This is a genomic window from Streptomyces sp. NPDC059010, from assembly GCF_042740355.1.
Lineage (GTDB): Bacteria > Actinomycetota > Actinomycetes > Streptomycetales > Streptomycetaceae > Streptomyces.
Genome location: NZ_JBHYJA010000078.1, coordinates 1 through 25,693, shown reverse-complemented (window position 1 = coordinate 25,693; position 25,693 = coordinate 1). Strand labels below are relative to the sequence as shown.

Here is a 25,693-nt window from a genome sequence, read left to right as displayed (position 1 = left end):
GGGCCAGCGTGGCCTTGAGGGGAAGCGCCTTGGCCAGGGAAGCACCCACCGAACCCGCCAGCGGATAGCGGTCCCACAGCGAGGTGTCATCGATCGGCGGAAAGGAGCCGTCGGCCGCCACCCGGTCGAGGAAGCAGCCGGTGACGTACTCGTACTCCTCCCGCTCGCACAGGGCGACCAGCTCCGCCGGCGGCCGGTCGTACACCTGGAACTCGTCCAGGTCCACGACGACGTACCAGTCGTCGGGTCGCAGGCTCATCACGTACTCGGTGAGCCGCTCGTTGAGGTTCTGGTCCCAGGGGCCGACATGGGTGTGGAACAGCTCGACGCCGCATGCGTGCGCGTGGTGCTCAAGGAGTTCGAACGCCGGGTCGTCGGTGGTCTCGGCGTGCCGGATGAGCCGGAACGACTCGATGCCGAGGCCGCGGTAGTGGGCGATCAGGTGGGGCAGCAGGGCCGCGTCGCCGCCCCCGCAGACACAGACCAGATGGATCACGCCGGCCGCCCCTTCGCGCCGTCCGCACGCCACACGCCGTCGGCGTCCAGGGCGGCGGGCCGTCCGGCGACCGTCACGGTCTCGGGCGGCAGGATCCCCGCGACCGGCGGGAAGACGACGCCGCGCACCCGCAGCGGCCCGTCCACGGTGAGGTCGGCCCGGGTGGCGGTCCGGGTGAGCCGGATCCGGCTCGTGCCCCGCTCGTCGTGGACGACGGCCTCGGCGCGGCCGTCGCTCCAGCAGGAGATGGTGACGCCGTCCGGCAACTCGTCACTGGTCGCGGCCTCGCCGTCGGCCTGCGGCAGCAGAGCGCCGGCCCGGACGAACAGCGGCACCCGCTCCAGCGGCGCGACGACCCGCAGGGAGCGCCCGCCCTCGTGGACCTCGCCCGTCCAGTGGTCGATCCAGGCACCCGCAGGCAACTGGACCGTGCGCTCGCCCTCGGGGTTCGTCATCGGGGCGACCAGCAGATCGGGGCCGAGGAGATACTCCGACTCGGCCGCCCAGGCGGCGGGTTCCGCCGGGGTCCCGAGCGCCAGCGGACGCATGATCGGGACGCCGGAGAGGCTCGCCTCCACGGCAGCCGAGTACAGGTAGGGGAGCAGCCGGTAGCGCAGCCGTACCGCGTCCACGACCGCCCGGTCCACCGGCTCCTCGAAGTCCCACGGGAAGCGCGAACTCGTGCCGTGGAAGCGCATGAGCGGCGAGAGGGCGCCGAACTGGGCGGAACGGACCATCAGTTCACCCGACGGGACGCCGGTGAACCCGCCCACGTCATGGCTCCAGAACGGCACACCGGTGAACGCGTAGGACAGCCCGCCGCGGAGTGTGGACGCCATGCCCGAGAACGTCGCGTTGTTGTCTCCGGCCCACTGGCCGCAGTGCCGCTGCCCGCCCGTGAACGACGAACGGGCCCACACCACCCGGTGCCCGGCGACCTCCTCGGTGACGTCGGCGACGGCGTCGTTGAACAGCAGCGAGTAGACGTTGTGCAGATCAGTGCCGGTCATACCGTTCGCCGCCACCGCGTCGACCGGGACGCCCTCCCCGAAGTCCGTCTTGAAGACGCTGACACCCCGCTCCAGCAGCGGCCTGAGCAGCCCCTGGAACCAGGCCCTCGCCGCCGGGTCCGTGAAGTCCGTGATGCCGCACTCGGGCCGGGCCCCGTGCCACACGTCGGCCACGTACACGGACCCGTCCGCCCGGGTGAGGAAGTGGCCGGCCTCCGAACCCTCCTTGAACAGCGGGCTGTTGACGCTGATGTACGGGTTCATCCACACACAGATCCGGAAGCCGAGCTCCCGCAGCTCCCGCAGCATCGCGTCGGGGTCGGGAAAGCACTCCTCGTCCCAGCACAGGTCCGACCAGTTGCCCCTCTTCTGCCAGTACGCGTCCAGGTGCAGTACGTCGCAGGGGATGCCGTGGGCGCGGATCCGCCGCGCCTGTGCCACCGTCTCCTCCTGGTTGATACGCAGGTATCCGGTGGAGATCCAGGTCCCCAGCGCCCACCTGGGCGGCGCCGTGGCACGACCGGTGAGGCGGTGGAGGCGGTCCAGCACCTCGGCCGGGGCCGGGCCCGCGATGACGTAGTAGTCGAGCAGGTCGTCCGGGACTGTGATCTGAACGCAGGAGTGGGTGGAGTGACCGACGTCGAACTCCGTGGCCGCGCCGCTGTCGACGAGAACACCGTAACCGCGGCTCGACTGGTAGAACGGCACGTTCTTGTAGGAGCGTTCGGACTCGGAGCTGAACGCGTCGTAGTTCCAGCTCGTGATCCGCTGCCCCCGCTTCTCCAGCACGGTGAACTTCTCGCCGAACCCGGCGAACCGCTCGTCGGGCCGGGCCGAGAAGGTCTCGTGGTACGCCACCGTCGACCCGTCGGCCGCCAGGGAACGGCCGAAGGGCAGGACGCGCAGCTTGAAGCTGATGTCGGACTCATGGCCGTTCTGCTCGGTCAGCAGCCGGCCGTCGGCGTCGGTGAACCTGATCCGCCACGGGTCGAAGTCGATCTCGGCACGCACCGAACCGGCGTCCACGACCGCGCCGCCGTCCCGCAGCTCGGTCCGGGCCCCGGAGTGACGGCCGGGCGCGACCAGCCGGATCGCGGCCGCCGACCGCTGCACGGTGCCGGCGTCCGGAGCGAGCCGGACGCGGATCACACCCTCTCCGGCGACCCGCACCGTGATGTGCAGTTCGTCGTCGGTCGACGTGGTGGCGGTCAGGACGATCCCGTCGGCGTCGTGGGCCGCGGGCTCGGCCCGTACGACACGGCTCGGTCCGGACTCGTCGGGGCCGAGCAGCGGCAGGTCGACGGGGTCGGCGACATGGGTGATCCACGGGGCCAACGGCTGGCGGTAGGGCATGAACAGCCTCCTTGGAGAAGGGAGAAGGAAAGGGGAGACAGAAGGAGAGACAACAGGAGAGGGGACGCGGGGGAGATGCCGAGGCGCCGGGGCTCAAAGGCTGTGCAACTGCCGGTGCAGGGCAAGGAGTTCGGCGTAGCGTCCGCGCAGGGACAGCAGGTGCTCATGGCTTCCGGCCTCGATCAGAGCCCCGTCCTCCATGACGAGGATCAGATCCGCGTCGCGCACCGTGGGCAGCCGGTGCGAGACGATCACCGTGATCGTCCCGTGCTCGGCGGCGAGCCGGCGAGCGATGCTCCGGTGCCGCCGGAACACCGCGTACTCGCTCGGTGCGTCCAGGGCCGCGGTCGGCTCGTCGAGGACGAGCAGCAGGGGTGCCGGACGCATGGCCGACCGTGCCAGCGCCACGCGCTGCCACTGCCCCTCGGACAGATCGGTGCCGCCGAAGTCCTTGCCGAGCAGGGTGTCCAGACCGTCCGTCAGCCGCTCCACCACGGGTTGCGCGTCGCCGTCACGCACGGCGGCCAGCACCGCTCGCTCGTCGTCGGCGCGTGACAGATCGCCGACGCCGACCGCCTCCCGCAGGGTGGTGCGATAGCGGCCGAAGTCCTGGAAGGCGGCGCTGACCCGTGCGCGCCAGGCGGCCGGATCCAGGTCGCGCAGTGGTACCCCGTCGACCGTGATCCGGCCCCGGGTCGGCTCATAGAACCCGCACAGCAGCTTGACCAGCGAGGTCTTGCCCGAGCCGTACTCGCCCACGACGGCGACGGTCGCCCCGGCGGGCAGCCGTGCGGACACCGACCGTACGGCGTCCCGGTCGGCCTGCGGATACCGAAAGCCCACGTCGTCGAGCGTGAGCCCGTGCCGCAGCGCATCGGGCAGCCCCGCGCCGTCCGGCCTCGAACCCTCGGCCTGTTCCCGGTGCGAACGCAGCCACAGATACGGATCCAGTGCCTCGGCGCCGCTGACCGCGTTGCCGACGGTGCTGACGGTCTGCTCGATCTGCCGGCGCAGTTGGGAGGCGAGCGTCACGGCGAGCAGCACGTCACCGGCCGAGCGCTCGCCCCGGCGCGCGAGGTAAGACGCGTAGGCGAGGCCGCCCACGAAGGCGCAGCTGAACAGCAGCCAGCCCGCCGACGTCAGCAGCGCACCGCGCAGCCTGGCCCGGTGCTGGGTGTCGGTGGCCTCGCGCCACGCGGCCGCCCTCAGTTCCCGCAGCCGCCCGCCGGCCCCGGTGGCCATGATTTCCTTGGCGGAAGCGGCCGAGGTGAGCAGGGAGAACAGATGCTCCTCGCGGCGGGCCGGCTGGGCGGCCGCGAGTGACGCCGCCCGGTTGCCGCGCTGCGCGTGCCGGTGCAGCAGCAGCGGAAGCGCGGCGCACGGCAGCAGGAGCAACAGCACCGGGTGCACCTGCGCGAGCAGTACGGCACTCGCGCCGATCCCGATCACGCTGCCGACCGACTCCAGCGGCACCCAGGCCGCCGCGACCAGGTTCGGTCCGCTGCCCAGGACCAGGGAGACCCGGTCCAGGTAGGCGGGCCGCTCCAGGTGCTCCAGCCGGTGCAGCCCGGTAACGGTGGCGATGATCTCCTGGTCGATCTCCATGCCGACCCGCTCGCTCAGGGTGCCGCGCAGGGCCTCGCGGGTACCGGAGCCGATGTGGACGACCAGCAGGCACACGGTGGCACCCACGGCCGCTGTCAGCGTTTGCAGCTGGTCGCTGCGTACCGCGCTGTCGACCAGGGAGCGCACGCTGACGGCGAGCAGCGCCACCGCCGCGCTGCCCGCGGCGATGAACCCGGCCAGCGCCAGGGTCGCCCTCGGTGCGACCTGCCGGCACCGGCGCAGGAGCGTCAGCCAAAGAGCGAACCGCGCTGCCCTCATACCGGCTTCACCACCCCGGCCGTGGCGTCCCGCAGGGCCTCGCGGTCGGAGACCTGTTGGGCGAACAGCTCCGCGTAGACGCCCTCGTGGGCCATCAGCTCCTTGTGCGTACCGGACTCGGCGATGCGGCCACCGTCCAGACAGGCGATGCGGTCGGCCTGCTGCACGGTCGATATCCGGTGCGAGACGAGCACGACGGACACGTTCTCCAGACCGTGCACCACTTTGCGGAACACCTCCAGTTCGGTACGGACGTCCAGATGGGCGGTCGGTTCGTCCAGGACCAGGACACGGGCCCCGGCCCGGACCGCGTACAGGGCCCTGGTGAGCGCGATGTGCTGCCACTGGCCACCCGACAGGTCGACACCCCCGGCGAACGACGGCGACAGCACCGTGCGCGGGCCGTCGGGCAGCCGCCGGATCAGCGTTTCGCTGCCGGACCACGCGGCGGTCGCGTCGAACAGCTCCGGGGTCATCGGCAGCCGCGGCGCGCCGAGGGCGACGTTGTCCTCGACCGAGAGCCCGTAGCGAACGAAGTCCTGGAAGACGACGGCCACCTGACGCCGCCACACGTCGGCGCCGAGGACGGTGAGATCCTCGCCGTCCGCCGTGATCCGGCCGGTGCCGGGCCGGTAGAGGGAGGTGAGCAGTTTGATGAGGGTGCTCTTCCCGGCCCCGTTGCGCCCGACGAGCGCGAGCACCTCGCCGGGACGGATCTCCAGGTCACAGCCGTCCAGGACGGCACGGTCCGCGCCCGGGTAGCGGAATCCGACGTGTTCCAGCCGCACCAGCGGAGGCCGGGAGTCGGTCCGCACCGGTGCTGCCGCCACCCGCGGCGGGAACACCGGCGGATCGGGGGAGAGGTGCGTACCCAGCCGGTGCAGCGCCGCCACTCCCGGAACGCCCCCGGCCGCGGCCACCGTGTCGCTGTCCGAGGCGGCCAGCCCCAGGACGGCGATGACCGCGGTGACCGTCGCGCCGAGTCCGCCGGAGGAGACCTCACCGCGGATCGCGCCCGAGCCGATCGCCCCCAGCGCGGTCAGCGCCGCGACTCCGACCACCGCGAGCGCCGTCCACTGCCGCGGGCCGAGCTCACCGCCGCGGCGCCAGATCGGTTCCACATAGGCGAGGAAGCTGTCGCGCCACCGCGCGGTGAGCCAGCCCTGAAGACCGAACAGACGCGTCTCCTTCGCCGCGCCCGGGTCCACCGCCTGGCCCTGCCAGTACCGGGTCCGGCGGGCGGCCGCGGCACCGGAGACCGCGACCTCGGCGATGGCCAGGGTGTTCCGGCTGAGCACATGACGTGCCACGAGCACGCTCGCCACCAGCCCGAGCACCAGCCACCACGAATACCGTGCGAGCACCAGGCAGCAGGCGCCGACCTGCACGACCCGGAAGCACAGCCGCAGCTGCGCCACGGCCGCCTGACCGGGCGTGCTCTCGGTCCAGTTGGACGTCTGCCGGGCGGATGCCAGCAGCAGGTCGTCCTGCACGGCCGGCGCCTCCAGTGGCGCGATGCCCGGCGCCCCCAGCACCAGCGCCGCGATCGTGTCGCGCCGGCTGCCGTCGATGCGCCGGGCCGCGAGCGAACGCAGCACGTTGCCGAGCAGATCGCAGGTCTGCGCGGTCACCAGACTTCCGCCGAGCAGAAGCAGCGACGGCAGCCAGGCGCCCCGCGCCCCGCCCGCGACCGTGTCGACGAGCGAGCCGGTCGCGTACGAGAGCACCGCGGGCTGCAGCGCCTGCCCGCACAGGACGGTCAACAACCCCAGCAGACAGGCGGTGCCGGCCCGGGGCAGCGGCCGCAGCACATCCGTCCGCCGACGGAGGCGGTCACGCGCGGACACCGTCATCGGTGTCCCTCCGGGCTCTCCGCCGCGGTCAGCCCGAGCGAGGCGAGCCGTCCGGCCCCGGTGAACACGAGGTAGACGTCGTGCCGTCCGTCGGCCGGTGCCAGCGGCACGGTGACGGTGCGCCAGCTGTAGCGGCCCGTGTCGTCCCCGGGGATCTCGGCGACGGCGACGAGCCGGCCGCCGGCCGGATCCCCGAGCCGGATCTCCAGCCGCCCGGGAGGCGCGGCGCCCCCGGACGGTGCGACGCCGGCGCCCATGGCGTCCATGTCCCGGACCGGACCGCCGAGACGCAACACCATCCCGGTGTGTCCCCGAGCGATCAGCACATCCCGGAACAGCAGCCAGGACCCCGGGCCGGACGCGGTCACGGCCTCCCCCGTCGTCGGACTCTGATCGGTCAGCCGTACGGCGTGGTAGTCGTCGAAGTCGACGGCCCGCACCAGCCGTGAGCCGAGGTCGCGCGGCGGCAGCGGTTCCCCGACGACCGTCAGCACCGCGCCCGGACCGGCCGCAGCCGCGCTGCGCGCCACCGTCAGCGCGTACCGTCCGGGTGCCACCGTGAACCGGCCGCGGCCCACGTCCCAGTACGCCAGGTCCCGTACCGGCAACCGGAACTCCACCCGCTCCCTCGCGCCGGGGGCCACCGACACCCGCCGGAAGCCGTGCAGTTGGCGCAGCGGACGGGGCACCGGCGAGTCCAGCGCCCGTACGTAGAGCTGGGCCACCTCCTCCCCGGCCCGGGCCCCGGTGTTGGTCAGCTCCGCCGAGACGGTCACCACCTCGTCCTGCGCCGCGGTGCCCCGGTCCAGCACGGACGGGCCAAGGCGGAAGTCGGTGTAGCCGAGGCCGTGCCCGAAGGGGAACAGGGGCTCCCGGTCGGAGTACAGGTAGGTGAGGCGGGACTTGATGATGTCGTAGCCGAGGATGTCGCCGAGGTCGTCGGCCGACCGCGGCCAGCTCTGCGGCAGCCGTCCGGTGGGCTCCCGGTCGCCGAACAGCAGGTCGGCCAGCCCGTTGCCGAACTCCTGCCCGCCATGACTGGTCCACATCAACGCCGGTGCCCGTTCGGCGAGTTCGGTGACGCTTAGGGGATACCCGCTCACCAGGACGACGGCTGTGCGCGGGTTGGCCTCGATGACCGCGCGGGCGAGTGCGGACTGACCACTGGGCAGCCCCGTGTCCTTGCGGTCGTGCCCCTCCATGCCGTTGATCTGCGGATACGTGCCGACCAGCACGACGGCACGGTCGGCCGCCCCGGCCGCCCGGGCAGCCGTCTCGGCTCCCAGTGAGAGGACCTCCACATCCAGCGCGAGCGCCGAACCGGCGTCCGGTGCCATCAGATCCAGGCCGCCGCCGGTCGCGTCGGTCGCGGCGTACCGGCCGGAGTACACATTGCGCAGTACCCACGGTCCGTCCGCCTCGGCGCGTTCCAGCCGGAACGTCTGCCGGATCTCCCAGCCGAACGGCTCCTCGCGGTCGCAGCGAAGGATCTCCCGTCGGCCTCCGCCCGGCAGTTCCCCGCCCCGGTCCCAGGACAGGAACATGCCGTTGCCGACGGACCGCAGGCAGATCCCGCCCTCGCCCCAGTCGAAGACCTCGAAGACGGTGTCGTCGGAGCCGGTGACGTCCGTGAGGCACACACCGCCGTCCTCGGTCGCCGCCAGGAGGCGTCCGTCGCCGCGGTGCCGGAGCGTGATCCGGTCGAGCCCCGACTCGTACACGACCGTGCCGCCCGCGCGGGCCCGGATGCCGTCGACGGGTGTGACCCGGTAGGGCAGTGGGCCGCCGTACCAGTCCCGCACGCAGCGGTCCGCCAGCGGGCCGATGACGGCAACGCTCTGCCCCGGCCCGTCGGCCAGCGGCAGCGTGCCGTCGTTGCGCAGCAGCACCGCCGAGCGGCGCACGGCCTCGCGGGCCAGTGCCCGGTGTGCCGGTGCGCCGACGGTGTCCTGGACCGGTTCCCGGTGCGTGTCCAGATCGCCGGCCCGCGCCCGCAGCAGCAGCAACCGCCGTGCCGCCGCGTCGATCTCCGCCTCGGTGAGCAGACCCCGGGCGACGGCGTCACGCAGCGCCCGGACCGTGATGGTGGGGTCGCCCAGGTGGTCGGTGAAGCTGTCCAGCCCGGCCCGCATGGCCGCGGGGTAGGCGTGCTCCCGGTCCTCGTAGTAGCGGCTCTTGTCGATGATGTCCGACGGGGCGAAGCCGTCGGAGACCACTGCCAGGTCCGGGTCGTGCAGGCGCAGCAGCCGCAGATGTTCGCTGAGGTGGCTGGGACGGCCGTTGAGCAGGTGGTACGAGGGCATCACGGCCGCGGCCACCCCCGCCCTGACCGGTTCCAGGAAGGGCACCATGTCGTACTCGTGCAGCACCCGGGGCCGCAGATCCATGGAGCGGGCGAACTTGTCCGTCTCGTGGTTGTAGGCGACGAAGTGCTTCAGCGTCGGCACGATACGCCAACGGGCCGGTCGTTCGCCGGGGCCGGCGCCGCGCAGACCGGAGCAGAACGCGACCGCGAGCGACGAAGTGAGCCCGGGATCCTCGCTGTAGCCCTCCTCGTTGCGCCCCCAGCGCGGGTCCCGCAGCAGATTGACCACGGGGGACCAGACATTGCGCGAGACGAGCGGCTGGTGCCGGTTGCGTTGGAGCAGAGAGTCCACTTCCGAGCCGATGGCGTCGCCGATCCGCTCCAGCAGATCGGGATCCCAGGACGCGCCCAGCCCCACGGCCTGCGGGAAAACGGTGCAGGGCACCTCCACGCGGACTCCGTGCAGGACCTCGCCACCGGTGTGGAAGGAGGCCAGCCCGACCCGCGGCAGCGCCGGCTGGTCACTGTGCAGCAGGGAGATCTTCTCGTCGAGGGTCAGCAGGCCGAGGACATGGTCGGCGAGTTCACCGGCATCGCGGTACCGGGGCCCGGCGTGCGGCTCCGCGGGCGGGGGCGGGGACGGGGGCTGGTCGGGTGCGAGCGAACGGGTCATGAAGCCAGGGCTCCCCAGAGCAGAAGGACGTTGAGAGCGACGATCAGCGCGGTGATCACGGACAGGGCGAGGGTGGTGGTGCGCCGGTTGACGAACCCGCCCATCAGGTCCCGGCGGGAGGTGAACCACACCAACGGCACCAGGGCGAACGGCACGCCGAAGGACAGCACCACCTGTGACCACACCAGCGCGGTGGTCGGCTGCACACCGACGGCCAGCAGGGTGAGGGCGGGCACGAGGGTGACGGCACGCCGCAGCAGCAGCGGCACGGACCGGCGCAGGAAGCCCGCCATCACCGCCTGCCCGGCGTAGGTGCCCACGGACGACGCGGCGAAGCCGGACGCCAGGAGGGCGAGGGCGAAGGCCCACGCGGCAGCCGAGCCGGTACGCTCACCGAGCAGTCCGTGGATGGCCGTCAGGTCGTCCAGCGACTCCCCGGCGAACAGCTGCGCGGCGATCACCAGCATCGAGACGTTCACGGTCGCGGCGACGCCGAGGGCCACCGCGACATCCGTGCGCATCCCCCGCAGCCAGGTCCGGCGCGCCGGCAGGGCCCCGGAGTTGCGCCGGCCGGCCATGAGTGCCGGATGCAGGTAGATGGCGTGGGGCATCACCGTGGCCCCGACGATCCCGGTGGCCAGGAGCAGGCTGTCCGGCCCCGCGAACCCCGGGGAGATCCCGCTGGCGAGCCCGTCGGTGGAGACTCCGGCGACCATCAGGTCGTAACAGAAGCCGGCCACGATCACCAGGAACATCGTGGCGACCACCGCTTCGAACCGGCGCTGGCCCCGGGTCTCCAGGGACAGTACGGCGAAGGCGATCACCCCGGTGATGGCGCCGCCGATCGGCAGCGGTACACCGAACAGCAGCTGCAGGGCGAGTGCGCCGCCCACCACCTCGGCCAGATCGGTGGCGATCATGACGGCCTCGGCCTGTACCCACAGCGCCAGCCTCAGGCGCCGGGGAAGGTGGTCACGGCACAACCGGGCCAGGTCCCGCCCGGTGGCGAGCCCGAGCTTGGCGGCCGTGGCCTGGACGAGCATGGCGCAGACGCTGGACAGGACGATGACCCACAGGAGTTGGTAACCGAACGCGGAACCCGCCGCCATGTTGGTGGCGAAGTTCCCGGGATCGACGTACGCGCTGCCCGCGACGAACGCGGGGCCCAGCATCCCGATCCAGGACTGCGGGGCCGGTCTGATCGCGGACGTGTGGTGCGCAGCCGCCTTCAGCGGCGGCGACATGCTTGACGGCATGGAATCCCTCCGACCTTGGACTTGGGATTCGGCCGTCGAGGGCACCCGGCTGCGCGATCGATCGCGGCGGCGGGCCGAGGACCGAGAATGATCGGTCGCCGCCCCGGTGTCAAGGGTCGGAAGATCATTCAGCGCCGCGTCATTGGCAGCTAGGAACACGGGCGCGTAGTTGCCAGGCAGAACTGTGGCGCGAGGTACCCGTGGTGGGCATCATCGTTTCTGGGATTCGGCCCCGAGAGAATCGGGTCGCTCGCTTCGCTCTCTGTCTCCGTGTGGCTGGAAAACGGCCCGCGTGGATCCGCCGCACAGCAATCCGCAATCCGCAAATCCACCACGAATGGAGATCCGTCATGCGCGTTTTCGCTCTGCTCCTCACGTCGCTCGCCGTGCTCGGTGCGGCTGCCACGCACTCCGTCGGCGCACCGGACCGGTCCGTTTCGATGTCGTCCGAGGAGGACACCTGGGGCTGGGGCTGATTGCGCCCTCCCTCGGCTCCGTCAAACCGTCAGTTCCAGCGACTGCCAGAAGGAAATGAAATGAAGCCGTTTCTCTATCACGTCCACGGAATGGGGCCGTTCGACTTCTCCTCTCTCACGCCGGATGACCTGATTCCGCTCAACCGGCTCGCGGAGGAACGTGGTCAGGAGATTCTGCCCACGGTGTTTCTGCGCCGTGGAATGCTTTCCGGGCTCGTCGACGTGCTCAAGCACTACGATGTGCTGCACAACGCCGGGGAATTGCCGAGCATCGCTGGATTCGCGGTCGAAGGGCCGCTGCTCGGCCCCGAGGGCGGAGTTCCGCAAGCCGGGAAATGGCTGCCCAGCGAGGAGGAGTGGCGGACGCTGGCCGGTCTCGGCGACCTCGGACTTCGCTACCTGGTCCTCGCTCCCGACGCCATGGAACTCGACGACCGAGTCGGCTCCGGCCTCACCTTCGCCGGACTGCTGGAGCTCTTCTACGACCACAACTGCCGCGCCGCTTTCGGGCACTTCCACCACGACGCCCCCGCGCGCAGCGCCCGGCGCACCCGGGACGTAGTCGCCCATCTGCACACGGTGTACGAGTCCTCGCCGTATCTCGTGCTGACCGATCACCTCTACAACGACATGCCGCGCAACTTCACGCACTGCTGGCGCACCGCCGAGGAGCGCGTGCGTCGCACCGAGGAAATCACCCCCTTCCTCGCCCACGACTGGGAGACGTCCGACCTGGACGAACTGCTCGGCCCGGTGCCTGCCGCACTGCTGGACCTGACGCGGGCGGGAAAGCTCACCCCGTGCCTGAACTTCGACGGTCTGCACGTTGACCTGGACGTGTGCCGACGCACCGTCGAGCACGTCGGTGCCGACCGGCTCGCCGCGCTCACCGACCACATCGAGATCGGCTCGATGGCGGGCGAGAGCCTGCGCGTGGACGAGGTGGGTCTGTGGCGGCGCAAGGACGGCGTGGTCGCCGCCGGCACCACGGACTACGACCGCCAGCGGCTCAACATGCTCGCCGCCGGCCTGACCGAGGACGACGTCTGGGCCGTCTTCGCCACCGTCCCCCGCGCCGCCATCGCCTTCCGGCCGCGCCGGACGGGCGCCTGAGGGACACGGCGGGAGGAACGGGATGGAGAGCCGGAGCAGCCGCAGCTGGCCGCGGACGCTCGCACACCGCGCCGTCACCCAGTCGGTGATCGCCACCGACCCGGACGCCGGGGTCAACGAGAGCTCCTGGCGCAAGGCGGCACCGGCTGCTTCCGAAGTGCGCCGTACCGTCGTGGCACTGCTGTCGGGGACCCCCGAGGCGGAGAGTCTGCTGGGACGTGCGGCGGTCTCGGCCGGTGCCTTCCGCGCCACGGCCGAGCGGTTGAGCCTGCGGTTGCCGGACTGCGGTGAGCTGTCGACGCGTCTGCTCGGCCAGGTGCGACAGGCGGAGGCACTGGGGCACGGCCGGATGTGGCTGGGGGAGCGCTACGCACCCCGGGCCCCGGAGGTGTCCGCCGCCGACCTGTCGCCCCGGCGCCCGGCCGGACCGGCACCGGGCGGTGGCACGGACGCCCAGCTGGCCGTGATCGTCCCGGTCGGCACTGGCGCGCGCGCCGAGGGCCGCCGGCGGAACTTCGTCGCGGCCCTGCTCGCCGCCCACCGGCAGACGCTGGAGCGCGGCCGCTACCGGATAGTCGTGGTGGAACAGGGCCCCGAGCCGCGCTGCGCGAAACTCCTCCGGCCGCTCGCCGACGACTACGTGTTCGCCCCGAACCACGGCCCGTTCAACAAGAGCTGGGCCCTGAACATCGGAGCGGTCCGCACCCCCGGGCAGCCCTACCTGTGTCTCCTCGACGGGGACAGCCTGCTCGAACCCCACCACCTGGAGCTGTTCCTGAGCAGGCTGCGGACGGGAGACTCCGCGTTCCTGCCGTTCCGGGAGGTGGTGTTCCTCGACCGGCCCTCCGCGGACACCGCGGTGGCCACCCTGATGCCCGCCCGCGCCAAAGCCGGCAGCCTCGACTGGAGTGAGCTGCGTGGCTTCTCCCTCTTGGAGGTCAAGGGTTTCTGCCTGTGTGTCAGCCGCTCCCGCTTCCTGGCGTGCGGCGGCTACGACGAGCGCTACCGGGGGTGGGGCGATGAGGACAACGAGTTCCACCGCCGCCTGGTGGAGACCGGCCCGGTCACCCGGCTCCCCGGCCGGCTGGTCCATCTGTGGCACGAACGGCCCCGGATGACGGGCCAGGACCGGCGCCGCCCGAACGCCCACCTGATCGGCACGCCACGACCGGCACCGCCCGTGCGCATCGGCGACATCGACAAGTACCGGCCAGAGCCGGACGTATCTGCTGAGGGAGAAGAACTCCATGCACAACACGGCCAGTGACCTGCCACAGGCTCCTGCGGCCACCCCGACCACCCAGGTCGCCCTGCGCTATCTGAACGAGCTCAAGGAGCAGGCAGAGCTGGCAGATCCCCTGAAGATCGCCGCGTTCGCCGACGCCGTCGTGGAGACCCTGGTGACCGGCGGCCGGATCCATCTCGCGGGTAACGGCGGAAGCGCCAGTACGGCCGCGCACATGGCGTGCGACTGGCAGGCCGCCTGCGCCCGCGCCGGCCTGACCGGAACCGGTGTCGTCAACCTCGCGGACGGACCGGCCACCCTCACGGCGCTCGCCAACGACATCGCGTACGAGGAGGTCTTCGCCCGTCAGCTCGAACTGGCTGCCCGCCCCGGCGACCTGCTGGTGCTGCTCAGCGTCGGGGGCAACTCGCCCAACCTGGTACGGGCCGCGGAAACAGCCCGCGGCATCGGCGTCCCGGTGGCCGCACTGCTCTCGGGGCATGGTGTCCTCGGTCACCTCTGCGACCTCCGAGTGGACCTCGGCAACGGGGACTACGGGCTGGCCGAGGACCTGCACCTCGCCGTGAACCATGTGGTCGTACGTGCCCTGTGCGGCGGCCTGCCCCGGCGCGTGACGTCGAACCGCTCGATGCACGGCGACGGTTCGGTGCTGCAGGCGGTCGGACATGGCTGAGCAGGTGCCGCCGGTCGCCGGGCTGTCCCTGGACGCCGGAGGTGTGCTGCTCGCCCCCGACCACCACAAGGTCGCCGCCCTCCTCGCACCGTTCGGCATCCGGGCCGGAGCCCACGAGGTGGACCGCGCCTTCCACAGCGGTGACGACGACGCCGGATTCCACCCCTGCGAGGGGCAGCCGGTCGTGGAGGCGTTCGCCCACCGGCTGGCGCTGCGCCTCGGAGCGAGCGAGGCACAGGCCGAGGACGTCCGGGCCGGGCTCTACCGGATCCTGGAGGAGGACTGGCTGCCGCGCACTCCCGATGTCACCGTCCCCGCGCTCGCGCGGCTCTCCTCCCGCATACCGGTCGTGATCACCACCAACAGCGACGGCCGGGCGGCGCATCGGCTGCACCGGTACGGCATCGCCCACACCGGTGACGGCCGGGGCGCCAGGGTCCGGGCCGTGGTCGACTCCGGCGTGGTGGGCTCCGCCAAACCGGAGCCCGGGATCTTCCACCAGGCGGCGCTCGCCCTCGGCGTCCCCCCGGACCGCATGCTGCACATCGGCGACAGCACCCGGTCCGACGTACGTGCCGCACACGCCGCGGGCTGCCCGGCGGCGCACTTCGATCCGTACCGGCGCTGCCCGGCGAGTGACCACGCTCACGTCAGAACGCTCGACGAGGTGGAGGAGATGCTTGTTCCCCTGAACCGGCGGGCATCAGCCCGCCCGCAAACGCCACAACAGCACTACGCAGAAGGAACACGATGACTGCCGTCAATGGATCGCACGATGGCTGCAATGACGACGAGCCGCAGGAGGAGCAGGAACTGGCCGGCGGCGGCACCGCCCGGGTCTTCCGGGTCGGCCAGACCGTACGCAAGCCGCTCAGGCCGTGGAGCCCGGCCGTACACCGGGTGCTGGACCACGTCCGCAAGCAGGGGTTCGAGGACGCGCCGGCCGTGCACGGAACCGACGAGCAGGGCCGCGTGATCCTGACGTACCTGGAGGGAGCGGTCGGCAACTACCCGCTCACCGACGAGGTGCGCAGCGAGCGAGCGCTCCTCACCTCCGCCCGGCTGCTGCGCCGCTACCACGACGCGACGGTCGACCTCGCCCAGGACCCCGGTGACCACTGGCAGTTCGGCCCGGTGGAACCCGTCGAGGTGATCTGTCATGGCGACTTCGCCCCGTACAACTGCGTCTTCGACGACGAGACGGCCACCGGCATCATCGACTTCGACGCCGCCCGCCCCGGCCCCCGTGCCTGGGACCTCGCCTACGCCCTCTACCGCTATGCCCCGCTGGCCCACCCCGACAACCACGACGGCTGGGGTACGACGGAACAACAGGCGCACCGCGCCCGCGCATTCCTCGACGCCTACGGCTGCACGCGCGAGGAGCGCGCCACGGTGATGGACACCGCGGCGCCCCGGCTGCAGGCACTCGCCGACTTCCTCCAGGAGCAGGCGGCGGCGGGCGACGAGCTCTTCCAGCGGCACATCGAGGAAGGCCATCTCGCCCTGTACGTCAGGGACATCGACTACATCCGCGACCGCGCCGAGGACTGGTCGCGCCTCGTCGTCGGGCCGCCCCGATGAGGGCGGCAGCCGGCCGGACGGTGATCGGGCCCGGTCCGCTCGTCGCGACCGGGACCGCCCACCCGAAGCGGCCCGTGCGCGGACTGCTGCTGTGCGACCGGGACGGCACGATCATCCGCAACCGTGACACCTATGTGCTGAGCACCGGCGACGTCGAGTTCCTGCCGGGCGCCGTCTCAGCCCTGCGCCGCGCGCACGAGTCGGGGCTGGCCGTGGTGCTCGTCTCCAACCAGTCGCCCGTGGGGCGAGGCATGCTCGACCCCGAGGAATGCCTGCGGATCAACCGCTACGTCACGGACGCCCTGGCGGCCGAGGGGGCGCCCGTCGCGGCCGGCTATCTGTGCCCCCACGCCCCCACCGACGACTGCGCCTGCCGCAAGCCCCGTCCCGGACTGGCACTGGCCGCCTTACGGCGGTTCGGGCTGCCCCCGGACCGTGCCCTGCTGGTGGGCGACAGCGCGGAGGACATGGGGGCCGCGGTCGCGGCACAGGTCGGCGGGGTGCTCGTGCGCACCGGCCGCGGCGCACGCCATGAACCGGCCGTCCGGGCCGATGCGGCCCTGACCGGCGTGCGGGTCGTCGACGACCTCACGGCCGCGGTCGACCTCGTCGCCCGTGGCGGCGAACATCCAGCGTCCCCGCACTCCGCGCCGCTGTCGCCGGAGTCCGACTCGGAGGTGTCAGTCCAGTGAAGGTCATCGTCACCGGAGGGGCCGGATTCATCGGATCCCACGTCGTCGACGCGCTGTGCCGAGCCCGATGCGACGTGGTCGTCATCGACGACTTCTCCACCGGAAGGAGGGAGAACCTCGCACCGGCCGTCGCCCGGCACCCGGAGCTGCGGGTGGTCGAGGCGGACATCCGCAGCCCGGAAGCCGCAGCCGCCGTCGAGGAGTTCGCCCCCGAGGTCCTGGTGCACTTCGCCGCGCAGATGAGCGTCAAGGTGTCCATGCGCGATCCCCGACTCGACGCCTCGGTGAATGTGCTGGGCCTGCTCAACCTGCTGGAGGCGGCCCGCCGCTCCGGCTGCCGCAAGGTCGTCTTCGCCTCCAGCGGAGGCACGGTCTACGGCGCCCCCGGGCCGGACGCGGCACCGCGCGACGAGACGGATCCCCGGGTCCCGCAGTCCTTCTACGGCCTCACCAAGTCGGTGTCGGTGGACTATCTGCGGCTCTACCGCGAGCAGTACGGCACCGAGTACGCGGCGCTCGCCCTCGGCAACGTCTACGGACCGAGGCAGGACCCGTACGGAGAAGCCGGCGTCGTCGCCATCTTCGCCGGGCGCATGCTGGGCGGGCTGCCGTGCGTGGTCAACGGCGACGGGCTGACCACTCGTGACTTCGTGCACGTGGACGACGTGGTCCGGGCCGTGACCGCCGCGCTGCGCTCCGGGCACGGACTGATCAACATCGGCACCGGCACACCCACCTCCGTGCTCGACGTCCACGCTGCCGTGGCCCTGGCCGTCGGCAGCGACGGCCGGCCGGAGTTCGGCCCGGCCCTGACCGGCGAGGTCCGCCACGTCTCGCTGCGCGTCGACCGCGCCGAGCGCGAGCTGGGATGGCGGGCCCGCGTCGGCCTGGACGAGGGAGTGGCGACCGTCGTCGACTGGATGTGTGACGCGCGGTCACGCGGCCTCGGAGCGGTGGCATGAGGACAGCGGGCGTCATCCTCGCGGCCGGCGCGGGCAGCCGGATGCGACCTCTGACCCATGCCCTGCCCAAGCCCCTCGTACCGGTGCTCGACCGCCCGCTGCTCCTCCACCTCGTCGACCGGATGGCCGCTGCGGGAGCACAGGAGATCTTCGTCAATCTCCACCATCACGCGGAACAGATCCAGCGGGTCCTCGACGCCTACGACTGCCCCGTGCCCGTCCGCACCGCGGTGGAGCCCGAACTGACCGGTCCGGCCGGTGCGTTGACCCGGTTCGCGGACCGCCTGCGCTCCTACGACGCCGTCCTGGTCACCTCCGGTGACGTCCTCTCCGGCGACGATCTCGCCGAGGTCCGCGCCCGCCACCAGCGCAGCGACGCCGATCTCACCGTCGCGGCTGTCCGGCGCCAGGGTGCCCGGCATTTCGGCGTGCTCGACATCGGGGACGACTCGGCGCTGACCGGGGCCCGCGAGAAGCCGCCGGTACCGGACGAGGAGTGGCACTGGGTGAGCGCGGGCATCTACTGCCTCTCGGCCGCCGCGATCGACCGCATCCCGCGCGGCAGCGTGTTCGACTACGCGGCGGACCTCGTTCCGCTGCTGCTGTCCGAGTCACGTACGGTGGTCGCCGCCAGGTTGAACGGGTACTGGCGGGACATCGGAACGCCGCGGTCCCTGCGCGAGGCCAACCTGGACGCCGCCGCGGGACGCATCCCCTGGCTGGCGCCCCGCGGCACCGGCGAGGGAGTGCACATCGGCTCCGGAGCACACGTCGCGGGCACCGCCGTACTGTGCGGTCCGGTAGTCATCGGCTCCGGCGCCCGGATCGGCGAGGGGACCTGGCTGGAGAACTCGGTCGTGCTGAGTGACTCCGTCATCCCCGCCGGCACCGTCCTCATCGACGCCCTGGCGGTGACGCCGGCATGAGAGTTCTCCTGCTCACGGCCAGCTTCCCGCCGATCACCGGGGGAGCGGAGACCTACGCCCGGCTGCTGGCGGAGGGGCTGGTCACCCAGGGGCACGAGGTGACGGTGGTGACCGACGGCTTCCGCCTCCCCGAGACGGCCGTCGTGTCGGTGGAGAACGGGGTGCGCGTGATCCGGCTGCGCCGCTTCGCGTCCGAGGTCGACGTCCCGGGCAAACTGCCCTGGCGGCAGATGCAGTACGCCGCACTCGCGGAACTGAGCGAAGCGTTCGACCACCCCGACGACGCGGTCTTCGACGTGGTCCACGCCAACAGTCACGAGACCCTCGTCTGGGCGGCCATGATCGCGCTTCAGCAGGGCGCCGTCCTCGCGGCGTCGCTGCACGAGCAGAACCCCCAGCTGGAACCCTTCGGCGAGGGACGCTGCCTGCTTTCCTACCGGGCGTTGCCCGTCGACGTGTACTTCGCCGGCAGTGAGTTCTACGCCGAGCGGGCCACGGCCTACGGCGTTCCCGCCGAGCGGCTGCGCATGGTCCACCACGGCGTGCCCGTCGTGGCGCCGGAGCCCGGGGCGGGCCGACGGCTCCGCGCCGAACTGGGTGTCGGTGCGGGGGAACGCCTCATCGTGTGCCCTGCCCGGGTGTACGAACGCAAGGCACAGCACGACCTGATCCGCGCCCTGCCCGCGGTCCTGGCGGCCTGCCCCTCGGCGCGCCTGCTGCTCGCCGGACGGACATCGGACCCCGGCTATGAGAAGCGGATGTGGGAGCTGGCGCGGGAACTGGACGTCGTCGCTCCGGTCATCCGGAGGACCGACCTGCTCACCGAGGACATGCCGGCCGTCTTCGACGCCGCGGATCTGGTGGTCCAGCCGTCCCTGGAGGAGGGGCTCGGGCTCGCGGCCGTCGAGGCCATGGCCGCCGCCGTCCCCGTCGTCGCCACCAACGTGCCCGGTCTGCGCGAGGTGGTCACCGACCGGCACGACGGCCTGGTGGTCCCGGTGTCCAGCCCCGACCGACTGGCGGCGGCCATCGTCGAGCTGCTCTCCGACGACGCGCTCGGCCGGCGGCTCACCGCGACCGCGCTGCGCACGGTGGCCGACCGTTTCAGCCAGGAACGGATGGTCAACGCGACGCTGGAAGGCTATGTGCAGGCACGCACCGGGCGCCGCGGCGCGGTCCTCGCCCGGGGGTGCCCATGACATCGAGGCCGAGCCGGTGGCCGCCCGGCGCGCGCGTGCTGCTCAGGGAAACGATCGACGGCGCCACCTGGTGCGCGCGACCGGTCACCGTCGTCCACGACGACGGACGCCGGGTGGGTCTGCGGCTGACGGCGGGCACCCAGTGGCTCGCCGCCCACGGGCCCGCCGGGCACCGCGCGCACACCTGGCAGCGGCCGTGGCACCTCGGCCTCGTCGAATGGACCGGAACGGACGCGACCTTCCTGATCGACTCCGGCCGGAGCTACGGCCTAGTGCTCTTCACGGCCCCGGGGTCCACGCAACCGGTCAAGTGGTACGTCAACTTCCAGGACCCGCTCCGGCGTCGCCCCTGGGGATTCGACACGCTCGACCGCGAACTCGACATGGAACTGCTCCCGAGCGCAGGGCGGCCCGTCTGGAAGGACCGGGAGAAGTTCGGCGAACTCGTCCAGCGCGGGTTCGTCAGCACGGTACGGGCACGCGCGCTGATGCGGGAGGCGCGTGCCGCCCGGCAGGCCGTCACCGGCCCCGAGGAGCGCGCGACCCTGCTCGGCTGGGCGGCCACCGCGTGCCTGGTGCCCGACCTGTGGCAGGTACTGGCGACCCGGCCGGTGCCGGAAGACCTCCGAAGGGAACTGCGAGCTTTCCATGACCACGGCACTCGACAACACGCCACCCGGCCGTACACCCCGACCGACGCGGTCCGGGCCGCGGCGGGCGACACCGTGCCCGCCTGAACCCACGGCGGTCATGGCGCGCGCCCCCCTGCGCGTCTCGCTGGCCGGCGGCGGCACCGACCTGCCGAGCTACGCCCGCGCCCACGGAGGTCTGGTGATCAGCCTGGCCATCGACCGTCACGTCGGAGTCTCCGTTTTTCCCCGGGAGTTCTCCGGTGGCGTACGAGCATCCTGGGAGGACACCGAACAGGTCCTCGGCGCCGAACACCTGGGAAACCCCTTCGCCCGCGAGGTGTTCCGTCGCGCCGGGGTCACCGGCCCGCTCCAGGTCGCTTCCTTCTCGGACGCCCCCTCGGGCACGGGCCTCGGCGGATCGGGCGCTTTCACCGTCTCCCTGCTGCACGCCCTGCGCCATGCGAGCGCGTGCCCGGACGGCTCAGCCCGCGTCGACCGCAGGGCCCTCGCCGAGGACGCCGCCGCGGTGGAGATGACGGATCTGGGCCGCCCGGTCGGCAAGCACGACCACTACATGGCCAGTTACGGGGGTCTGCGTGCCCTGCACATCACGCGCGACCTGAACGTCCACCCCGAAGAACTGCCCCTGTCCCAGGAATGCGCCGAGTTCTTCCGTGAGCGGCTGCTGCTGTTCTACACAGGGCTGACCCGGGACGCCGGCACGGTGCTGCAGGAGCAGGCGAACCGGGCCACCTGCGGGGACGGCGGGGTCCTCGCGTCGCTGGACGCCATCCGGTCTCTCGGCACGGACATGCTCGAAGCCGTTGGGCATGGGCGTCCGGACGACGTCGGCCCGATCCTCCATGAGCACTGGACCCACAAGGCCCGGATGAGCCCCGGCATCACCACCCCCCGGATCGACACTCTCTACCGGGTGGCCCGTGACGCGGGAGCCGAGGGCGGCAAGCTCCTGGGGGCGGGCGGGGGCGGCTTCCTGCTGGTCGCCGTCCGCCGAGGACAGGACGCCGCGGTGCGGGCGGCGATGTGGGAGCGGAACGCGAGGGAACTGCCGTTCGGGCCGGACACGACGGGCTCGCAAGCCGTCGGCCTGGCCCTGTGACACCGGATGGAGAGGGAGACCCATGAATACCTACCTGGCCGGGACGGTTCCCGATTTGCCTGCGCAGGCATCCGCGGACCAGAGCGGCCCCGTGACCGACCCGATCACCGCGCGAGTGGGGTTCACGTCGGGCAGGCGCTCTGCGCGCCCCCAGTCCGGTGCGGACGACTGCCCGTTCTGCCCCGGCGGAACCGAATGCCCGGACTCCTTCACCACCTGGGCCTTCCCCAACCGGTGGCCTGCGATCGGGCCCGGTCGCTGTGAGGTGATGGTGCACAGCCCCGAACACACACTGGACTTCGCCGGTATGACGCGGACTCAGATACGCGCCGTGGTGGACATGTGGGGCGAGCGGAGCCGGCTCATGGCGGCTCGCCCCGATGTGCGATGCGCCCTGGTCTTCGAGAACCGGGGAGCGGAGGCCGGGGCCACGGTCGCGCATCCGCACAGCCAGCTCTTCGGACTGCCTCTGGTCCCCGAGTTGCTCGGGGCCGAACGGACGGTCTCACGCGATACCTGCGCCGTCTGCGCGCCGGGACCCGAGCGGCTGCTCGTCCGTGCCGACGCGCACTGGATCACCCGCGTCCCGCAGGCGCCGCCCGCTCCGTACTCGCTTCGTCTGTCGTCGACGCGTCATGTGGCGAGCATCGACGAACTGACCGACGCCGAGCGGGACGGACTCGCCGACGCGCTCGGCAGTGCCGTACGCGGACTCGACGCGGTGTTCGCGCGCCCGATGCCCTATCAGCTCTGGCTGCACCAGACCGCCGAGGCCGGGGGGCACATCACGGTGACCTTGGCCGGATTGTTGCGTTCCGCGAACAGGCTCCGGATACCGGGTGCGGCAGAGCTGGCCACCGGTCTGGCGTTCACTCCGGTCGACCCCGTCGCAGCGGCGGACGCGCTGCGCAACTGACCCACATCCGCCCGCTGCTGGGTGGTGAGCCCGTCGAGGGGCCTGTTCAGAGGAGGGCCAACTCATGTATCCCGTGCGCGGCGAACTGGTCCGCGCAGTCGCTCCCGGAATGCGGTTCGACCCGGGTCCGGATCAGCGTCCGGATCTGTATCCGGACCCGGTTGCCTGCGGCCTGATGAATCCCCCGCAGGACGCGCACAGCGTGGTGATCGAGCGGGTGCGCTGCCAGGGCGACCCCACCGGCTTGGGCCTGATCGCCTTCGTCTCCGCGGCCTCGGCCGAAGACGCGGTCGCCGGAGTGAGGAAACGGCTGCTGGACCTCACCAGCGCGCCGTCCGGCCCGCTGGCAGGGTGGCTGCTCACCCACTGTGCGCTGGGCCTGCAGCTCGCCGACCGGCCGGACGACGTCAACCCGAGAGGTGCGGTGAACCAGTGATCCAGCCCATGGACACGGCTTTGGCACCGGCCTGGAACCTGGACTTCACACCCATCCGCTGCATCAGGCCCGACATCATGCGCCGCACGGTCCGCAGGGAGACGCCGAGCTGCCGGGCGGCGAACTCGTCGGCATGGCCGTCGGCGAGCAGCCGGAGCAACTCGCGCTCCTGCTCGCTCGGTGCGTCGTCGCCGTCCCTGACCTCGCTGCTCTTGCCGACCGGGGCCGCTCCCGTCCATACCTGCTCGAAGAGAGCGGTGCACACATCGACGATCCCGGGGTGCCGGACGAGCAGGGCGCCCTGCCGGGCGTCGTCCGCTCGGACGGGCAGGACCGCGGTCGCCTTGTCGGCGACGATCAGGCGCATGGGTAGAGCCGGCACGGTGCGGACCTCGGCACCCTCGCTCACCAGCCACTCCACGTACTCCATGGTGGGCCGGCTGTTGCGGATGCTCTCCAGGCAGACGGTTCGCATCTGCACTCCGCGGGCCAGCGTCACACGGTCCAGCGCCCGGCTGCTCTCCAGCACATCCGCGGGCTGTGGGCCGCCGGGCGCGAAGGACAGCACGTCGGTCCGGGTGTCCTCGGCCAGCACGGCGAGCCGCTGCCGTGTGGCGTCCAGGCCCAGGATGTGCTCCACCAGAGGGAGAGGTTCCGGGTGCCCTGCCGTCAGATAGGCCGAAGCCAGCTCCAGCACCTGCTCGCGGGCCTGGCGGATCCCCTGCCAGCGCTGCGCGACCTCCGCCTCCTGCATGGCGAGCAGTGCGCCCAGGCTCATCTCCGGATTGATCGGTACACGGCGCTGGGAATGAGGCTGGTCGGGCGTGAGCAGAGCCTTGTCGGCCAGCTGGTCCAACGCGAGCCCGACGTCCTCCTCGCTCAGCTCTAACTCGATGGCGATGTCCCGAATGCCCCAGTTCGGATTCTCCAGAAGTAAGCGGTAAACGTCCTGGCACGCGTCGTTCAGCCCGACGTATGTCAATGCCGAGACGCGCGGAGACTCGGCAGGGCGGCTGGCTCCAGTCGACGGCATGGTGACCCCTGTTGATATACGCACGCGCCCTTCGCGGCGACACGAGGCTGACCTTGGTTACGCGTCGTCGAAGCGCTTCGACACCGGACTGTCCCCGACTCTCGCATGATCGCGACAGGTCGGTCAAGGATTCCGGCTGCCGACGGCGGTCTTTGGAAGGTAATCTCGCCACCATGATGCGCAGCTCGGTCGGGTCATGTGAAGCGCTTCGACAGCGAACGCCAGTTCCCTGTCGAGGCCGGGTGAGTGGCAACACGCAAGGAAGGTGTACCTCGGTGGCCACAGAATCCACTCCATCGTTCAAGGAAAGCCGACGGGCGGGGGTGATTTCCCGTGTTGTGCGAATGCTCCCGGATTCGGTGCTGAGCCATGCCTACGGATTTCCGTCAGTTCAACGCTTCGTCAAACGGCAGCTAGCTCACGGTGGAATCCCGACTCGATGCGAACTCCCGGTTGTCAGCGGCGCCCTTGCGGGTGTCTACCTGGACCTGCGTCTACCGCAGGACGCCCCCATATGGCTTGGCGTCTATGAACGGTGGGTGCAGGAGTCGCTGTTGAAAGCGATTCTCCCGGGAGGCGTGGTGTGGGACGTAGGGGCATTCGCCGGAAATCACACCCTGCTGATGTCCTCTGCTGTCGGCTCCAATGGACGCGTCTATGCCTTTGAGCCAGACACGGACAACCGCGCCAGGCTCGCGACGGCGATCCATCGCAACAGCCTGGGAGACAACATCACTGTCCTGCCGTATGCCGTACTCGGACGTTCGGGAAGTGCAGACATCGATGCGTCAGACCCGCGGCCTGCCTGTCGCAGGGTTGTACCGATGGCCGGTGGGCCGGTGCCGGCATATTCACTGGATTCCCTTGTCAGAATGTTTGGTCCACCCGACCTCGTCAAGATAGATGTCGAAGGCGCCGAGTACGGCCTCCTGAAAGACGGGGGGGAGAACCTCCTCTCGTCTGTGAAGCCAAAACTTCTGATTGAGTGTGACCGGGAAAGTCAGGTATCGATAACTGCACTGTTGCGTGACAATGGATACCGTGTAGCCACGCGGCCGCGTGGATCTGATTACCGTGACCGGCGAGATGGGCTCACTGGTCCGCGCCATCTCATTGCCTCGGTGCCGGAGGGGATGCGGTGACTGCCTCCCTCGGGTGAGTATTGATCAGAAACTCATGAGGGTCTCGTCCAGGACATATTGATCCGAAACGGTAGGTGTTCTGGGTCGTTGATGCCTGTGTGAGTGAACTGGTGGGGGGCGCACGGCAGTTGTCGCCGTCGGCGCAGGAGGCCCTTCGGCTGCGGGGGGTGGACGCGTTGGCGGCGGGCTGGACTCGCGAGGATGTCGCGGCGGTGTTTCAGGTCTCGCTCAAGGCCGTGGACAACTGGTGGGCGAAGTGGCTGGCCGCGGGCGTGCGGCGCTCGTGGCTCAGCCGCGTGGGCGCCGGGTCGCCGAGCATCAGGTGCTCGATGCGGCCGAGCAGCAGGCGGTCCGGCGGGGACCTGATCGCGAAGGAGGAGACGTGGCCGGCGATCCGGGTGAAGGTGAGGGCCGAGGGCGGCGAGGTCCTTTTCGCCGACCAGGTCGGCATCCGCTCCGACCAGGTCACCGGCCGCACCTCGGGCGCCAAAGGGTGCACCCCGATCGTGCGCCGCTCGGGCGTACCACTTCGACCGCAAGGTGCACCTCGTCGTGGACGGCCGCTCCGCACACCGCTCCCGCAAGGTCCGCGCTTGGCTGGCCGATCGCCCGAACCGCATCGAGCTGCACTTCCTGCCGTCGTACTCGCCGGAGCTGAACCCCGACGAGCTGGTCAACGCCGACCTCAAACGGAGCCTTCCGATGCACAGCCG

The 25,693-nt window shown here is 71.3% G+C and carries 24 protein-coding genes; 16 read left to right on the top strand and 8 right to left on the bottom strand.

The genetic code is table 11. The features are described from left to right. The 6 genes from ACFWYS_RS44900 to ACFWYS_RS44875 form a co-directional block, all read right to left on the bottom strand. Nucleotides 1-496: glycosyltransferase family 2 protein (locus tag ACFWYS_RS44900; RefSeq protein WP_384782520.1), on the bottom strand; the 496-nt coding region annotated here is incomplete at its 3' end. Beyond that, a complete protein-coding gene (locus ACFWYS_RS44895; protein WP_384782518.1) occupies nucleotides 493-2,859 on the bottom strand; it encodes a TIM-barrel domain-containing protein in 2,367 nt (788 codons plus the stop codon). The genes ACFWYS_RS44895 and ACFWYS_RS44900, both read right to left, overlap by 4 nt. A gap of 93 nt (nucleotides 2,860-2,952) precedes the next feature. Next, on the bottom strand, nucleotides 2,953-4,743 hold the full coding sequence (locus ACFWYS_RS44890) for an ABC transporter ATP-binding protein (RefSeq protein ID WP_384782516.1): 1,791 nt from the start codon (nucleotides 4,741-4,743) through the stop codon (nucleotides 2,953-2,955). Then, nucleotides 4,740-6,596, bottom strand: a complete 1,857-nt coding sequence (locus ACFWYS_RS44885) for an ABC transporter ATP-binding protein (protein WP_384782514.1) — start codon at nucleotides 6,594-6,596, stop codon at nucleotides 4,740-4,742. Before ACFWYS_RS44885 ends, ACFWYS_RS44890 begins: the two co-directional genes overlap by 4 nt. Next, nucleotides 6,593-9,574 carry a glycoside hydrolase family 3 C-terminal domain-containing protein gene (locus ACFWYS_RS44880; RefSeq protein WP_384782512.1) on the bottom strand — a complete coding sequence of 994 codons (2,982 nt, stop codon included), beginning with the start codon at nucleotides 9,572-9,574 and terminating at the stop codon, nucleotides 6,593-6,595. Before ACFWYS_RS44880 ends, ACFWYS_RS44885 begins: the two co-directional genes overlap by 4 nt. Continuing rightward, entirely contained in the window at nucleotides 9,571-10,830 is a 1,260-nt protein-coding gene (locus ACFWYS_RS44875) for an Nramp family divalent metal transporter (RefSeq protein ID WP_384782510.1), read from the bottom strand. The genes ACFWYS_RS44880 and ACFWYS_RS44875 overlap by 4 nt, the downstream gene beginning before the upstream one ends. A 350-nt stretch (nucleotides 10,831-11,180) precedes the next feature. On the opposite strand from ACFWYS_RS44875, the gene ACFWYS_RS44870 reads away from it, so the two are divergent. The 14 genes from ACFWYS_RS44870 to ACFWYS_RS44805 all read left to right on the top strand — a co-directional run bounded on the left by ACFWYS_RS44870 (nucleotide 11,181) and on the right by ACFWYS_RS44805 (nucleotide 22,805). Beyond that, nucleotides 11,181-11,306 carry a hypothetical protein gene (locus tag ACFWYS_RS44870; protein ID WP_384782508.1) on the top strand — a complete coding sequence of 42 codons (126 nt, stop codon included), beginning with the start codon at nucleotides 11,181-11,183 and terminating at the stop codon, nucleotides 11,304-11,306. A gap of 60 nt (nucleotides 11,307-11,366) precedes the next feature. After that, the gene (locus tag ACFWYS_RS44865; protein WP_384782506.1) at nucleotides 11,367-12,419 is read left to right on the top strand and encodes a hypothetical protein; all 1,053 of its coding nucleotides are present in this window, start codon (nucleotides 11,367-11,369) and stop codon (nucleotides 12,417-12,419) included. A gap of 22 nt (nucleotides 12,420-12,441) precedes the next feature. Then, nucleotides 12,442-13,686: a galactosyltransferase-related protein gene (locus ACFWYS_RS44860; RefSeq protein WP_384782504.1), complete on the top strand. Its 1,245-nt coding sequence runs from the start codon at nucleotides 12,442-12,444 to the stop codon at nucleotides 13,684-13,686. Then, nucleotides 13,667-14,338, top strand: a complete 672-nt coding sequence (locus tag ACFWYS_RS44855; RefSeq protein ID WP_384782502.1) for an SIS domain-containing protein — start codon at nucleotides 13,667-13,669, stop codon at nucleotides 14,336-14,338. The genes ACFWYS_RS44860 and ACFWYS_RS44855 overlap by 20 nt, the downstream gene beginning before the upstream one ends. Further along, nucleotides 14,331-15,092, top strand: coding sequence for an HAD family hydrolase (locus ACFWYS_RS44850; protein ID WP_384782500.1), 762 nt, complete (start codon nucleotides 14,331-14,333; stop codon nucleotides 15,090-15,092). The genes ACFWYS_RS44855 and ACFWYS_RS44850 overlap by 8 nt, the downstream gene beginning before the upstream one ends. Continuing rightward, nucleotides 15,089-15,922 (top strand): phosphotransferase enzyme family protein, encoded by an 834-nt coding sequence (locus tag ACFWYS_RS44845; RefSeq protein ID WP_384782498.1) that lies wholly within the window; start codon nucleotides 15,089-15,091, stop codon nucleotides 15,920-15,922. Before ACFWYS_RS44850 ends, ACFWYS_RS44845 begins: the two co-directional genes overlap by 4 nt. Next, on the top strand, nucleotides 15,919-16,614 hold the full coding sequence (locus tag ACFWYS_RS44840; protein WP_384782496.1) for a D-glycero-alpha-D-manno-heptose-1,7-bisphosphate 7-phosphatase: 696 nt from the start codon (nucleotides 15,919-15,921) through the stop codon (nucleotides 16,612-16,614). The genes ACFWYS_RS44845 and ACFWYS_RS44840 overlap by 4 nt, the downstream gene beginning before the upstream one ends. Further along, nucleotides 16,611-17,576: an NAD-dependent epimerase/dehydratase family protein gene (locus ACFWYS_RS44835; RefSeq protein WP_384782495.1), complete on the top strand. Its 966-nt coding sequence runs from the start codon at nucleotides 16,611-16,613 to the stop codon at nucleotides 17,574-17,576. The genes ACFWYS_RS44840 and ACFWYS_RS44835 overlap by 4 nt, the downstream gene beginning before the upstream one ends. Then, nucleotides 17,573-18,502 carry a sugar phosphate nucleotidyltransferase gene (locus ACFWYS_RS44830; protein WP_384782493.1) on the top strand — a complete coding sequence of 310 codons (930 nt, stop codon included), beginning with the start codon at nucleotides 17,573-17,575 and terminating at the stop codon, nucleotides 18,500-18,502. The genes ACFWYS_RS44835 and ACFWYS_RS44830 overlap by 4 nt, the downstream gene beginning before the upstream one ends. Then, a complete protein-coding gene (locus ACFWYS_RS44825) occupies nucleotides 18,499-19,701 on the top strand; it encodes a glycosyltransferase family 4 protein (RefSeq protein WP_384782491.1) in 1,203 nt (400 codons plus the stop codon). The genes ACFWYS_RS44830 and ACFWYS_RS44825 overlap by 4 nt, the downstream gene beginning before the upstream one ends. Beyond that, nucleotides 19,698-20,438: a hypothetical protein gene (locus ACFWYS_RS44820; protein ID WP_384782489.1), complete on the top strand. Its 741-nt coding sequence runs from the start codon at nucleotides 19,698-19,700 to the stop codon at nucleotides 20,436-20,438. The genes ACFWYS_RS44825 and ACFWYS_RS44820 overlap by 4 nt, the downstream gene beginning before the upstream one ends. A 13-nt stretch (nucleotides 20,439-20,451) precedes the next feature. After that, complete coding sequence (locus tag ACFWYS_RS44815; protein ID WP_384782487.1) at nucleotides 20,452-21,453, top strand: hypothetical protein; 1,002 nt, start codon at nucleotides 20,452-20,454, stop codon at nucleotides 21,451-21,453. A gap of 22 nt (nucleotides 21,454-21,475) precedes the next feature. Then, nucleotides 21,476-22,369 (top strand): hypothetical protein, encoded by an 894-nt coding sequence (locus tag ACFWYS_RS44810; RefSeq protein ID WP_384782485.1) that lies wholly within the window; start codon nucleotides 21,476-21,478, stop codon nucleotides 22,367-22,369. Nucleotides 22,370-22,433: 64 nt separating this feature from the next. Then, on the top strand, nucleotides 22,434-22,805 hold the full coding sequence (locus tag ACFWYS_RS44805) for a hypothetical protein (protein ID WP_384782483.1): 372 nt from the start codon (nucleotides 22,434-22,436) through the stop codon (nucleotides 22,803-22,805). Here ACFWYS_RS44805 and ACFWYS_RS44800 read toward each other — a convergent pair. Then, nucleotides 22,777-23,838 (bottom strand): LuxR C-terminal-related transcriptional regulator, encoded by a 1,062-nt coding sequence (locus tag ACFWYS_RS44800; protein ID WP_384782481.1) that lies wholly within the window; start codon nucleotides 23,836-23,838, stop codon nucleotides 22,777-22,779. The two genes, ACFWYS_RS44805 and ACFWYS_RS44800, sit on opposite strands and share 29 nt — an antisense overlap. Before the next feature lie 275 nt (nucleotides 23,839-24,113). On the opposite strand from ACFWYS_RS44800, the gene ACFWYS_RS44795 reads away from it, so the two are divergent. After that, on the top strand, nucleotides 24,114-24,980 hold the full coding sequence (locus ACFWYS_RS44795; RefSeq protein ID WP_384782479.1) for an FkbM family methyltransferase: 867 nt from the start codon (nucleotides 24,114-24,116) through the stop codon (nucleotides 24,978-24,980). 217 nt (nucleotides 24,981-25,197) lie between these two features. Here ACFWYS_RS44795 and ACFWYS_RS44790 read toward each other — a convergent pair whose 3' ends face one another. Beyond that, on the bottom strand, nucleotides 25,198-25,449 hold the full coding sequence (locus ACFWYS_RS44790; protein WP_384782477.1) for a hypothetical protein: 252 nt from the start codon (nucleotides 25,447-25,449) through the stop codon (nucleotides 25,198-25,200). Between the two features lie 71 nt (nucleotides 25,450-25,520). Between ACFWYS_RS44790 and ACFWYS_RS44785 the strand changes: the two genes are divergently transcribed. After that, nucleotides 25,521-25,693, top strand: a 173-nt coding sequence (locus ACFWYS_RS44785; protein WP_384782522.1) for a transposase, incomplete at its 3' end; no start/stop codon positions are given.

Bases quoted from the DNA above. Each gene is read 5' to 3' on its own strand.
- ACFWYS_RS44815 (WP_384782487.1), top strand. From the start codon at position 20,452: ATGGCGCGCGCCCCCCTGCGCGTCTCGCTGGCCGGCGGCGGCACCGAC.
- ACFWYS_RS44830 (WP_384782493.1), top strand. From the start codon at position 17,573: ATGAGGACAGCGGGCGTCATCCTCGCGGCCGGCGCGGGCAGCCGGATG.
- ACFWYS_RS44890 (WP_384782516.1), bottom strand. From the start codon at position 4,743: ATGAGGGCAGCGCGGTTCGCTCTTTGGCTGACGCTCCTGCGCCGGTGC.
- ACFWYS_RS44820 (WP_384782489.1), top strand. From the start codon at position 19,698: ATGACATCGAGGCCGAGCCGGTGGCCGCCCGGCGCGCGCGTGCTGCTC.
- ACFWYS_RS44825 (WP_384782491.1), top strand. From the start codon at position 18,499: ATGAGAGTTCTCCTGCTCACGGCCAGCTTCCCGCCGATCACCGGGGGA.
- ACFWYS_RS44870 (WP_384782508.1), top strand. From the start codon at position 11,181: ATGCGCGTTTTCGCTCTGCTCCTCACGTCGCTCGCCGTGCTCGGTGCG.
- ACFWYS_RS44895 (WP_384782518.1), bottom strand. From the start codon at position 2,859: ATGCCCTACCGCCAGCCGTTGGCCCCGTGGATCACCCATGTCGCCGAC.
- ACFWYS_RS44810 (WP_384782485.1), top strand. From the start codon at position 21,476: ATGAATACCTACCTGGCCGGGACGGTTCCCGATTTGCCTGCGCAGGCA.
- ACFWYS_RS44880 (WP_384782512.1), bottom strand. From the start codon at position 9,574: ATGACCCGTTCGCTCGCACCCGACCAGCCCCCGTCCCCGCCCCCGCCC.
- ACFWYS_RS44860 (WP_384782504.1), top strand. From the start codon at position 12,442: ATGGAGAGCCGGAGCAGCCGCAGCTGGCCGCGGACGCTCGCACACCGC.
- ACFWYS_RS44855 (WP_384782502.1), top strand. From the start codon at position 13,667: ATGCACAACACGGCCAGTGACCTGCCACAGGCTCCTGCGGCCACCCCG.
- ACFWYS_RS44845 (WP_384782498.1), top strand. From the start codon at position 15,089: ATGACTGCCGTCAATGGATCGCACGATGGCTGCAATGACGACGAGCCG.
- ACFWYS_RS44865 (WP_384782506.1), top strand. From the start codon at position 11,367: ATGAAGCCGTTTCTCTATCACGTCCACGGAATGGGGCCGTTCGACTTC.
- ACFWYS_RS44875 (WP_384782510.1), bottom strand. From the start codon at position 10,830: ATGCCGTCAAGCATGTCGCCGCCGCTGAAGGCGGCTGCGCACCACACG.
- ACFWYS_RS44840 (WP_384782496.1), top strand. From the start codon at position 15,919: ATGAGGGCGGCAGCCGGCCGGACGGTGATCGGGCCCGGTCCGCTCGTC.
- ACFWYS_RS44800 (WP_384782481.1), bottom strand. From the start codon at position 23,838: ATGCCGTCGACTGGAGCCAGCCGCCCTGCCGAGTCTCCGCGCGTCTCG.
- ACFWYS_RS44885 (WP_384782514.1), bottom strand. From the start codon at position 6,596: ATGACGGTGTCCGCGCGTGACCGCCTCCGTCGGCGGACGGATGTGCTG.
- ACFWYS_RS44850 (WP_384782500.1), top strand. From the start codon at position 14,331: ATGGCTGAGCAGGTGCCGCCGGTCGCCGGGCTGTCCCTGGACGCCGGA.
- ACFWYS_RS44805 (WP_384782483.1), top strand. From the start codon at position 22,434: ATGTATCCCGTGCGCGGCGAACTGGTCCGCGCAGTCGCTCCCGGAATG.